Below are 11560 nucleotides of genomic sequence, written 5' to 3'. Positions count from 1 at the left end.
CGGCCAGATTTACTGGCCGGCCTCGAGGAGGGCGAGGGCATTATCCAGCATACGATTCGAGAAGCCCCATTCATTATCGTACCAGGCCATGACTTTTACGTGACGACCCAGAACGCGGGTGTGGTTGGCATCATAGATGCTGGAAAGTGCGTTGTGATTGAAGTCGATGCTGACCAGTTTCTCGATATTATAACCAAGAACCGGATTTTTCTCGGCCGCTGTTTTTATCGCCTCGTTTACTTCGTCAACGGTCGTTTCGCGGCTGGCGATAAAGCCAAAGTCCACCAATGATACGTTGATGGTGGGGACGCGAACTGCGAGGCCATCAAGCTTTCCCTCAAGTTCCGGAATAACCTTGCCAATGGCGGCAGCCGCGCCGGTCTTCGTTGGAATCATCGATTGAGTGGCAGAGCGAGCGCGGTAAAGATCAGAGTGGTACACGTCGCTCAGTTTCTGGTCGTTGGTGTAGGAGTGGATGGTGGTCATCAGGCCACTCTCGATGCCGATGGCCTTGTGCAAGGCTTCGACAACCGGTGCCAGGCAGTTGGTAGTGCAAGACGCGTTGGAGATAATGTCGTGATTGGTGGTCAGGGTTTCGTGATTCACGCCGTAGACAATCATGGCATCCGCATCGGGGCTGGGTGCAGAGATGATAACCTTGCGCGCGCCGGCTTTCAGGTGAGCTGCCGCCTTGTCCCGTTTGGTGAAAAGCCCGGTGCACTCGAAAACAACGTCGACACGGTGATCTTTCCAGGGCAGTTCTTCGGGGTTGCGCAGTGCTGTGATAGCAATGCGGTCGCCGTTCACTGTCAGCGATTCTGAGTCGTGGCTGACATCGGCCTCAAATCGACCATGAACACTGTCATACTTGAGCAAATGGGCGTTGGTTTCGGCGTCGCCAAGGTCGTTAATGGCAACAACCTGTAGCTGGCTCCGGTAGTTAACTTCATACAATGCTCTGAGAACATTGCGACCGATGCGGCCAAAACCGTTGATTGCGATACGGATCGTCATTGTCTGACTCCTTGGGTGGTCGTTTTTTGTTCGTTTTACCTCAGTAATGTAGTAAATATAACAACAAAAAAAGAAGAAATGAACGATTAACCGGTGGAAATGCCAAAAAAAGGAAGTAAAATTACGTCTAAAAACGACCACTCTAATAAATTACGCAATGGAGCCCACCATGCACCCGACCGTAGATAAGGTTACCCAGAGAATCATCGAGCGCAGTCACCCAACGCGGCAGGATTACCTGAACCGCATGAATGCCCTCAAAGCCCAGTCTCCACACCGGAGCTCTCTGTCCTGCGGCAATCTGGCCCACGGTTTCGCGGCCTGTAATCAGGGTGACAAAGACACCCTGAAATTCATGAACAAGGCCAACGTGGCCATGGTAACGGCCTATAACGATATGCTTTCGGCCCACCAACCCTACGAAAAGTTCCCGGATATTATTCGGGAGGCGGCCCGTGGAATGGGGTCGGTGGCTCAGGTGGCCGGGGGTACGCCGGCCATGTGTGACGGCGTAACCCAGGGCCAGCCGGGTATGGAGCTGAGTCTGTTCTCCCGGGACACCATTGCCATGAGTACGGCCGTGGCCCTCAGTCACAACATGTTCGATGCCACGCTGCTTTTGGGGATCTGCGACAAGATTGTGCCTGGCCTTCTGATAGGCTCGCTGAGCTTCGGCTATCTGCCCACTATTCTGCTTCCGGCAGGTCCAATGCCTTCAGGGCTCCCGAACAAGGAGAAACAGCGGATCCGCCAGCTTTACGCCGAGGGCAAAGTTGGCAAGGAAGAATTGCTGGAGGCCGAGAGCAAGTCCTATCACAGCCCCGGCACCTGTACGTTTTACGGCACCGCCAACAGCAACCAGCTGTTGGTGGAAGTCATGGGCCTGCATATGCCGGGGTCTGCGTTTGTGAACCCCAATACGCCGCTCCGTGATGAGCTTACCCGGGCGGCGACCGAGCAGGTGATCAGGCTGTCCAAGCCTCACGGTGGCGAGCTGGGTCTGGGCGATATGGTGGATGAAAAGAGCATTGTCAATGCTCTGGTGGCGCTGCTGGTTACTGGCGGTTCCACCAATCACACCATTCACTGGATAGCGATTGCCCGGGCGGCGGGGATCATCATCGACTGGAACGACTACGCCGAGCTTTCCTCCGTGGTTCCGTCCATGACCCGGATCTACCCTAACGGGCAGGAAGACGTGAATGCGTTCCACGAGGCTGGCGGAACGCCGTTCCTGATCAGGGAACTGCTGAGCGGCGGATACGTGCATAACGATGTGAACACAGTGGTTGGCTATGGCCTTGAGCGCTATACCGAGATGCCGGAGTTGTCGGATGAGCAACTGGTGTGGAAGCCCGCGCCGGAAAAAAGTCTTCGCCCGGATGTGCTCAGCCCGGTTGCCGAGCCGTTTGCACCCGATGGTGGGCTGAGGGTGCTTGATGGCAACCTCGGTCGGGGCGTTATCAAGGTCTCTGCCGTTGCCCCGGAGCACCGTAAAGTTGAAGCGCCGGCCGTTGTGTTCAACGACCAGAACGAACTCAAGGCAGCCTTTGAGGCAGGGGATCTGGACAGGGATTGTATTGTGATCGTGCGTTTCCAGGGTCCCAAGAGCAATGGTATGCCAGAGCTGCACAAGCTTACCCCCTACCTTGGCGTGTTGCAGGATCGCGGATTCAAGGTTGGTCTGGTGACGGATGGCCGTATGTCCGGTGCGTCGGGCAAGGTGCCTGCGGCGATCCATGTCTACCCGGAGGCGCTGGACGGTGGCCCGCTGGCCAAGGTCAAGAATGGCGACATGGTTTGTCTGGATGCCGAGAGTGGTGTTCTTGCCATCCGCCTGGATGATCAGGAGTTCGCCGGCCGGGAATCTGAAAAAGCGGACCTGACCGGGTATCATCACGGCTATGGTCGGGAGTTGTTCGGCTGGATGCGACGCGCTGCCAGCAATCCCGAGGAAGGGGCCAGCTTTTTCTGGAATCACGAGGCATGACAGCAACACACTATTCACTGGTCGGTGATATTGGTGGCACCAATGCGCGTTTTGCACTGGTAGAGCAGGGAACCGTGCAGCCTCGCGCCATCAAGATTTTGCCCTGCGGGGAATACGCGAACCTCGATGACGCAGTGCGGGATTACCTGGCTAGGGTTGGGGTTTCGGAGGTCGATGGGGCCTGTCTGGCTGTTGCCTCACCGGTTCGCGGGACCCAGGTTCGGATGACCAACAACCACTGGCTTTTTGATACCGAAGAAGTCCGCGCACAGTTTGGCTGGTCCAGGTTCAAGGTGATCAACGATTTTACCGCCATGGCCCTCGGCGTTCCTCACGTTGCGAACGACCATCTGGTGCATGTTTGCGGCGGCCCCGGTGACAGCCGGCGCCCCAGGCTGGTGATGGGTCCGGGAACCGGGCTCGGTGTTTCAGGGTTAGTGCCCATCGAGCATGGCTGGGTGCCGTTGATGACCGAGGGTGGCCACGTGGATTTCGCGCCCACGGACGATGCCGAAATGGCTGTGCTGCGGATTCTCAAGGCCCGGTTTGGCCGGGTGTCCGTGGAACGGATTCTGTGCGGTCAGGGCTTGTTGAACCTGTATCAGGCCCATGCGGAGATTCAGGGCGTTGCGGCGCCACTGGATGCGCCGGAGAAAATCACCGCGGCTGCGGTAGAAAACACCGACAGGCTGGCTCGCCACACGCTCAGCCATTTCTGTGAAATTCTCGGTCGGGTAGCCGGCAATGGCGTTCTGACCCTGGGTAGCACAGGCGGTGTCTTCCTGTGTGGCGGAATCCTGCCCCGTTTCCTCGAGTTCTTTCTCGAAAGCCCGTTCCGAAATGGCTTTGAGGATAAGGGAAGAATGCGCCCGCTGCTGGAGTTCACACCTGTTTATGTGGTCACTGAGCCCTACACCGGCCTGCTGGGGGCTGCCGAGGCACTGGGCAATCCGGAAGTATGAGGCCGGATTGCCGTTACTGGATCAGAGGTAGTGCACCATCTGGCGCTGATCAAAACGGTACTGGCGGTTATAGACGCCGTTTTCAGCCCGTCGGCCGGCTGCCAGTACCATGGTTACCAATCCTTTTCCGGGCAGATTAATCAGCTTCTTCACTCGATGCTCGTCAAAACCCTCCATGGGGCAGGAATCATACCCGTGGGCGCGGAGCGCAAGCATCAGGTTCTGGGCAGCCAGGGCTGTGGATTTGGTAGCCCAGATTTTCATCTCGCAATTGGAGTAGGGCCCCCGGGGCACCGGCCTGGTCATTCCCACCGCAAGGCCTGCCGCTTTTTTCACTAACCCCAGAATACCGAGCGGCCCCTGGTTGTAATGAATGGGGGCGACTTTGCGGTAGTATTTTTCAACGATGGGCGGCAGTTTTTCTTCTGGCCAATCCTCAAGAGCTTGCCGTGCATGAGCCCGCCAGCTATCCGGTCGGGCAACCACTACGATCAGCGCAGCGGCAGTTTTCGCTGCATTCTGGCCAAGACAGGCGTGGGCGAGTTTTGCCTTGAGCTCCGGCGTGCGGACAACGAAAAATTCCCAGGGCTGAAGGTTACTGGAATTCGGAGCCAGGGTTGCCAGTTCCAGGCAATCTTCAAGCACTGCCTCAGGAATCGGCTCATCGGTGAAGCGCCTGATGGAGCGGCGCGTGCGAACAACTTTCCGGAACTCTTCGATATCGATTTCCGGCAGCGGGAGAGAGCCTGCTTTCGCATTCATGATGTGTCCTTCGAGACTTGTTGTGTCGTGATTGTGCCTCTATCGTTACGGGAAATGACGGTATGTGCAATCACCCTGATAACGGAACGCTCATGACAGAGGACCTTTCCCGGCTTCCCTTCGATGACCTGGTTCGGCGCGTGCGGGCGTGTACGATTTGCGCCGACGTTCTTCCACGCGGGCCGAGGCCTGTCATTCAGATATCTGAAAGCGCCAGAATTCTCGTAGTCGGGCAGGCCCCGGGCAGGCGCGTGCATGAAACCGGGCTGCCCTTCAACGATCCCAGCGGCGATAGGCTTCGGCAATGGATGGGGGTTACCCGGGATACCTTCTATGACGAGCAGAAGCTTGCGATCCTGCCGATGGGGTTTTGCTATCCGGGCACAGGCAAGTCCGGAGATCTTCCGCCGCGGCCGGAGTGCGCGCCAGCCTGGCGGAACCTGCTGCTGGATCGTCTGCCGCAGATTGGGCTCACGCTGGTTATCGGGCAGTATGCGCACGCCTGGCACCTTGCCGACGGCCGAAAATCCGTAACAGCCAACGTGCAACATTGGCAGGACTACTGGCCAGATGTTCTCCCGATGCCTCATCCCAGCCCGAGAAACAACCTGTGGCTGCGTCGCAATCCCTGGTTCGAAAGTGATGTTGTGCCTGAACTGCAGCGTCGGGTGGCTCTTCTTCTCGCACCCGAGTACGGATAGCCGGTGTGCTCAGCCGGCAACGTCCGCTGGAGTCTCTAGTTTCATCGGTGTTCATTTGGCAGCAACGTCCCACTGCTTGAGCAGATCCTCGTATCGGATGGTTTTGCCCGGCGGTTTCTCGTTGCGCAGACGTGGTTTGGGCGCGCCCGGCTGCGCCAGCCACCAGTCGGCGTCCTTTAATTGCTCTTCCTTTGCCATTTTCGGGCCGCAATCACCGGCCAGGAAATTACGCTCAATGACCGACAGAGTCCTGTCCTGCGCTGCGGCCAGGTTATCGAGCGCCTGCTGAGGAGTGACTTTGCCTGTTACCGCATCGGCGATGTTAGGCCACCATAGTTTGGCCAGGCGGGGATAGTCTGGCACGTTCACACCCGTCGGCGACCAGGCTGTCCTGGCAGGACTCCGATAGAATTCGACCAAACCGCCCAGTGTCGGCGCTTTTTCTTGCATTTGCGGCGACTCCAGGTCTGAGAGGCGAATCGGGGTGAGGCCATAGAGGGTCTTCTGCAGTGATACCGTACGCGAGACGGTAAATTGGGCGTAAAGCCAAGCTGCTTTCTGCTGGTTCGAACCCATGGCCCTGGGAATGGTCCAGGCGCCAACGTCCTGGTATCCCAGTTTCATTCCCTCTTGCCAATAGGCGCCGCGAGGAGAGGGCGCCATGCGCCATTTCGGAGTGCCGTCTTCATTGACGACGGGTAAACCCTCTTTTGCCATGTCGGATGTGAAGGCGGTATACCAGAAAATCTGCTGTGCTACCTGGCCTCTGGCCGGCACGGGTCCGGCTTCTGAAAACGTCATGTTTGCGGCTTCAGGAGGCGCGAAGCGCTGTAACCAGTCTATGTATTTTGCCAGTGCGTAGACCGCCGCAGGACTGTTGGTGGCGCCGCCGCGACTGACAGAAGAGCCAACAGGATGGCAGCCTTCCATACGAATGCCCCATTCATCGACGGGCAGGCCGTTGGGAATACCCCGATCACCCGCGCCTGCCATGGAAAACCAGGCGTCGGTGAAGCGCCATCCCAGGGAGGGATCACGCTTGCCGTAGTCCATGTGGCCGTAAACCCTTTCACCATCAATTTCCCGAACGTGTACCGTGAAAAATTCTGCAATATCTTCATAGGCAGACCAGTTGACGGGCACGCCAAGCTCGTAACCGTAACGCTCCATGAACCGAACCCTCAGTTCCGGGCGTTGGAACCAGTCGTATCGGAACCAGTAAAGGTTGGCGAACTGCTGATCGGGCAACTGGTACATCTTCCCATCCGGCCCAGTAACAAATTCCAGCCCAATGAAATCTTCCAGTGACAGGGTAGGCAGGGTAAATGCCTCGCCCGCGCCCTCCATGTAATCGCTGAGTGCGAGAGCCCAGCCGCTGCGGGAGTGGGTGCCGATCATGTCTGAGTCGTTAACGAACGCATCGTATCGGCCCTTGGCAGCCATGATTCGCTGGAGATTGATCTGGCGAATGACTTCGCCCTCTGGCCTTCTATCGTGTGTTACCGGAATCTCCGTCAGCTCGGAAAAAGCAGGTGCCAGGACTTCTGCCTCGTAATCGTGGGTCGGCAGTTGTTCGGACAGAACCGAGATCTCTGTTCCCTTTAGCTCAGAGGCTGCATGGGCAAACCAGGCCAGCTCTTCCGCCTGTTCATCCGCGGACAGAGTTGAATCCGGGAAATGGTCTTCGATCAGCGTGCGGATCTGCGACTGCTTCTCCCCAGAGAGCGACTCGAAAAGAGGCCCGGCGGTTACCGGTGGGCCGATCAGTAGTGTCAGCCCTATTAACAACGCGAGTTTGTTCATGATCGTCTCTTGTTTTTGTTGCTTTTCGTACAATTTACGATCATATGGTTCGCTAAAAGGTTCGTCAACGAAAAATTTTAGGATTAGGCTATTTGAGATTTAATACCTTTAATACAACAAGTTAAAGTCATTAAATGGAATTTTTGCCTATGTGCGGCACGTCTAAACGAAAATTTTTTCGATCATAAACTTTTCATTTGGAATTTTGAGCGCTAAATTTGTGCTGTTTCGAACTGTTTTGTCTTAAAGCGAAAATAAATCGGTTCGTTAACGCAGTTGGCTGCCACGCGCCTGGCCGGGGCTAAGGCTTTTGGCGAGGTGTTTCGGTTGGCTGGCTAAAGTTCAGCGCTAACAAAAACAGGAAATTAACATGATCGAAAATAACAACGTTTTTATATCGTCCAACAACCGCTCTTTCCGGAAAGCCCCAATGGCAGCCGCACTGGTATTGGCGGCAGGTGTCTCCTCTCCAGTCATGGCGGAAGTTTCTTTCGAGTCCGATAATGGGTGGAAGGCGGGCTTCAACGGCCATATTCCGATCTTTGCGGTGTTCGGAAACTATGACGAGCCAACCGATGAGGATTCTTTCACCATCACAACCGGTTTTAACCCCGCAACACTGCAAACGAACATCTATGCGCCCACCCAGAACGGCTTGGAGGTGTCAGGCCACTTCCAGATGAATGCCAATATTGCGCCCGGTGATGCCAATACGGAGTTCCGCAGTCGGGTCTCGGAGATTGCAGTGGCAGGTGATTTTGGCAAGGTTAATATAGGAAAAGGCTTCGGGATCTATGGGGTTCCTGCCATTGGTGATAACGGCAGCGCGTTGGGTGTCGGCCTCATTGGCGGGCCAGACCAGGTGGCGGCCACCGCCGGGCGCATCGGTAACGGGTACTTTTACGCCAACTTCACGCCCCGTGTGATGTACACCTCCAACAACTTGGGTGGCCTGCAATTCAAGGTTGGTCTGTTTAGCCCGTCGAAAGTGGATGGCGTTACTGATGCCGAGTACACCATGCCCCGCATCGAAGCGAACGTGGTCTATTCCGGCGACAACTTCTCCCTTTGGTCCAGTGGCTTTACCCAGGATGTGGACTCCAAAACCGGCACCTTCGATGACTACACTATGTCTGGTATCGATTTCGGTGGTTCCGTCTCGCTGGGTGGTCTGAGTGTTCGTGGCAACTACGGCATCACCCAGGGCACAGGCAACGGTGTGTTTGCCGCGCGCCTGGACCCGAACGAAGAAGACGCAAGCCAGTGGTATGTTGAAACAACCTATCAGATCAACCGGACCACACTCGGTGTCAGTTATGGTGAAGGTGAGGACGACTTCATCGCCGGTGATGGTGACGATACCGATCTGACCATGCTGTTTGCCCGCTACGCAGCAACAGACCACCTCACCCTGATGGCGGAATACACGACACTGGGCACGGGGAATGGTCAGGGCGAATACGATGCGATCATCTTTGGTTCGCAACTGACGTTCTGATTGTCTCAAAAAGAGGCAAGCACCCTCGGAAGTCGGTGCTCAAAAGGTTGAGGTTAATTCCTCAACCTTTTTTATTGTCCGAGATTCCGAAAATGTATGGGAGGGCAGGCAGAGGAGACTCCTAAAAACCGTCCGGAGCCATGGATGGCGGAGCCGAGCGTACAGGGAAGTATTTACAGCGTGTTTTAGGAGTCTCCTCTGCCTGGCCGACTTCTCCCAAGCCAAAAATCCCTGGCCGTGGAAGCGCCGAAAAAAGCTCCGGGCGGAATTATCCGGCCGGAGCAAGGATGCCTGAGAGAGCTTCAGGCGCTGTGGTGGAGAGCAGTTTTGCGAGTTTCAGTGGTGACAGTTTTCATCAGATAACGTTCCAGGGATTCGATATCGGAGTCGCTGGCGTATAGCCCCTGTTTGGTCCTGCGCCAGAGAATATCCTCCGACGTCATGGCCCACTCGTTCTTGACCAGGTGTTCGACCTCACGTTCATAGAGAGTTCCGGCGAAATGAATACCGAGGTCTTCCATAGACGTACAATTTCTGAGAATGTCATAGCTGGTTGTGCCGTAAGTGCGAACATAGCGGCTGATGACCTTCTCGGCGAGCCATGGATAGTCGCGACGCAGAGTTTCCTCCAGAGCCTCGTGATTGGCAAAGTCACCGCCTGGTAAAACCCCTTTCTTGGTCCAGCGTCCGCCGGCTTCGGGAAAGAACTGGCACAGTTTGTCAGTCGCGGCTTCGGCCAGCTTGCGGTAGGTCGTTATCTTGCCCCCGAAGACTGAAATCAGCGGTGCCTTGCCTTTCTCGCTGTTGATCTCAAAAGAATAATCCCGCGAGGCTTTCTGAGCGTTTTCCTGCTCATCATCCATCAGAGGGCGTACGCCGGAGTACGACCAGATCACATCTGAAGGTACAAGTTGTCGCTTGAAGTGAGAGTTCACAATGTTGAGAAGATAATCAGTTTCCTCGGGCGAAATCTTGGCTTTTTTAGGGTCACCCTCGTAGTCCACGTCGGTTGTGCCCACGAGCGAAAATTCATCCTCGTAGGGAATAACAAACACTATCCGCTCATCTTCGTTCTGGAGAATATAGGCTTCGGTTCCCTTGTTCAGCCTCGGAACAACGATATGACTGCCTTTAACCATGCGAATCATCTTCGGGGCGGGCATCGACAGCGTTTCTCCGAACAACCGGCTCACCCAGGGGCCCGAAGCGTTCACTATTGCCTTTGCCGAGACGGTTTTCTCGGTCTCATCGGTCATGTCACGGAGGGTCACTTGCCACTCTCGGGAGCCCTGTTCAGCTTTGACGCATTTGGTGCGTGTAAGAATCTGCGCACCGAATTGCTGGGCTTTTTTTGCGGTCAGAACCACCAGGCGGGCATCGTCAACCCAACCGTCCGAGTACTCAAAGCCCTTGGTGATATCGGGTTTGAGCGGATCGTCTGCCCCGAATTTGATCGAGCGAGAGCCCGGCAGGATCTCACGCTTTGCCAGATGGTCATAAAGGAAGAGGCCGGTTCGAATCATCCATGCCGGGCGCAGGTGAGGGCGGTGAGGTAGCCGAAAGCGCATTGGCCACATGATGTGTGGCGAGTTGCGAAGCAGAGACTCGCGTTCAGCCAGTGCCTCCCGGACCAGTCGGAATTCGTAGTGCTCAAGATAACGAAGGCCGCCGTGTATCAGCTTGCTGCTGCTGGATGAGGTAGCCGAAGCCAGATCATTCATTTCACATAGCAGGACTTTCAGACCTCGCCCGGCTGCGTCCATGGCAATGCCGGTGCCGTTGACTCCGCCGCCAACGACAATAACGTCAAACTGTTCGTGCTCCATAGTCATTGTTGGTCATCTCCTGACGCCACTGGAAAAGACGCTTTGTTGTGATGCGCACTTTTCAATGTTCAATAAGCGGTATGGAACTATTATGCGAAAGGCAAGGATATTCGTAAAGGAAAAAATAGAAAAAAACGAAAAGAGCGAGGCGGTCACATTTTCGAACAGGAGGGACCGAAAAGAAATCAGACGATATGAAGCTGTACGTTATGCTCGGTCAGCAATTGGCGGATCTCTACAGGAGGTTGCTGGTCGGTAAACACGTGGTCAGCCTGGGAGATGCTGCCGAGACGGACCATGGCGTTGCGCCCGAACTTGGAATGGTCGGCAGCAAGAAGAACCTGGTTGGAGTTGGCAATGATTGCCTGGGCGACGCGGACTTCGCGGTAATCGAAATCGAGCAGGGAGCCATCGTTATGAATGCCGCTGATGCCGATAATGCCGAAGTCCATTTTGAACTGATTGATGAAGTCCCGTGTGGCTTCACCGACGATGCCGCCGTCGCGGTTACGTACTTCCCCACCGGCAATGATGACATGGAAGTCTCTTTGGCGGAGAGAATAGATGCGACGTGCAGGTTGTTGGTGACGATCTGCAGGTTGTTTTCTCAAGCAGTGCCTTGGCAATGGTTTCGGTGGTGGTGCCGATGTTGATGAACATTGAGGAGTTATCAGGAATAAGCTCCACGAGTGCTTCGGCAATTCGTTCCTTGGCTTCAAGATCCATGATCTTGCGGGCCTGATAGGCGGTGTTCACAGTGCTGGAGTCAATGCCGGCTCCACCATGGTGCCTGCGGAGTTTCTTCTGTTTGGCGAGTTCATTCAGGTCCCGGCGGATGGTCTGAGGCGTCACCTTGAACTGGTCTACCAGCTGTTCGGTGGTGACGAAACCGTTCTGCTGGATCAGCTCCATAATCAGATCCTGTCGGCGACGCTGTGCCATTAAAACCTCCTCCGCTCTGTCATTTTTCTCATGCGAAATATAGTGCGTCCGAAAACATTCCC

Annotated in this window: 8 protein-coding genes and 1 pseudogene; 4 read left to right on the top strand and 5 right to left on the bottom strand. The window is 55.6% G+C overall.

Annotated features, from left to right (window positions below; all coding sequences use genetic code 11):
• Positions 1-9: 9 nt before the first annotated feature.
• A complete protein-coding gene (gene gap, locus HP15_RS10825) occupies positions 10-1014 on the bottom strand; it encodes a type I glyceraldehyde-3-phosphate dehydrogenase (RefSeq protein ID WP_014577514.1) in 1005 nt (334 codons plus the stop codon).
• Positions 1015-1183: 169 nt separating this feature from the next.
• Between gap and edd the strand changes: the two genes are divergently transcribed.
• Together edd and HP15_RS10815 are read left to right on the top strand one after the other, a co-directional pair.
• A complete protein-coding gene (gene edd, locus HP15_RS10820) occupies positions 1184-3004 on the top strand; it encodes a phosphogluconate dehydratase (RefSeq protein WP_041645299.1) in 1821 nt (606 codons plus the stop codon).
• Positions 3001-3966 (top strand): glucokinase, encoded by a 966-nt coding sequence (locus HP15_RS10815; RefSeq protein WP_014577512.1) that lies wholly within the window; start codon positions 3001-3003, stop codon positions 3964-3966. The genes edd and HP15_RS10815 overlap by 4 nt, the downstream gene beginning before the upstream one ends.
• Before the next feature lie 21 nt (positions 3967-3987).
• On the opposite strand, the gene HP15_RS10810 is transcribed toward HP15_RS10815, so the two are convergent.
• Entirely contained in the window at positions 3988-4728 is a 741-nt protein-coding gene (locus tag HP15_RS10810) for a nitroreductase family protein (protein ID WP_014577511.1), read from the bottom strand.
• Between the two features lie 92 nt (positions 4729-4820).
• Here HP15_RS10810 and HP15_RS10805 point away from each other — a divergent pair, with 92 nt between their 5' ends.
• The gene (locus tag HP15_RS10805; protein ID WP_041645298.1) at positions 4821-5429 is read left to right on the top strand and encodes a uracil-DNA glycosylase family protein; all 609 of its coding nucleotides are present in this window, start codon (positions 4821-4823) and stop codon (positions 5427-5429) included.
• A gap of 51 nt (positions 5430-5480) precedes the next feature.
• Here HP15_RS10805 and HP15_RS10800 read toward each other — a convergent pair whose 3' ends face one another.
• Complete coding sequence (locus HP15_RS10800; RefSeq protein ID WP_041645296.1) at positions 5481-7232, bottom strand: ABC transporter substrate-binding protein; 1752 nt, start codon at positions 7230-7232, stop codon at positions 5481-5483.
• A 370-nt stretch (positions 7233-7602) separates the two neighbouring features.
• On the opposite strand from HP15_RS10800, the gene HP15_RS10795 reads away from it, so the two are divergent.
• A complete protein-coding gene (locus HP15_RS10795; protein WP_014577508.1) occupies positions 7603-8730 on the top strand; it encodes a porin family protein in 1128 nt (375 codons plus the stop codon).
• Between the two features lie 302 nt (positions 8731-9032).
• Here the strand turns inward: HP15_RS10795 and glpD are convergent, their stop codons facing one another.
• Entirely contained in the window at positions 9033-10562 is a 1530-nt protein-coding gene (gene glpD, locus HP15_RS10790; RefSeq protein WP_041645295.1) for a glycerol-3-phosphate dehydrogenase, read from the bottom strand.
• A gap of 179 nt (positions 10563-10741) precedes the next feature.
• A pseudogene (locus HP15_RS10785) lies at positions 10742-11498 on the bottom strand (DeoR/GlpR family transcriptional regulator).
• Between the last annotated feature and the right edge of the window lie 62 nt (positions 11499-11560).

Origin of the sequence: Marinobacter adhaerens HP15 (assembly GCF_000166295.1) — a bacterium.
In the GTDB taxonomy this organism is placed as follows: Bacteria; Pseudomonadota; Gammaproteobacteria; order Pseudomonadales; family Oleiphilaceae; genus Marinobacter; species Marinobacter adhaerens.
The sequence above is the reverse complement of the archived record's forward strand: the minus strand, read 5'-3'. Positions and strand labels throughout refer to the sequence as shown.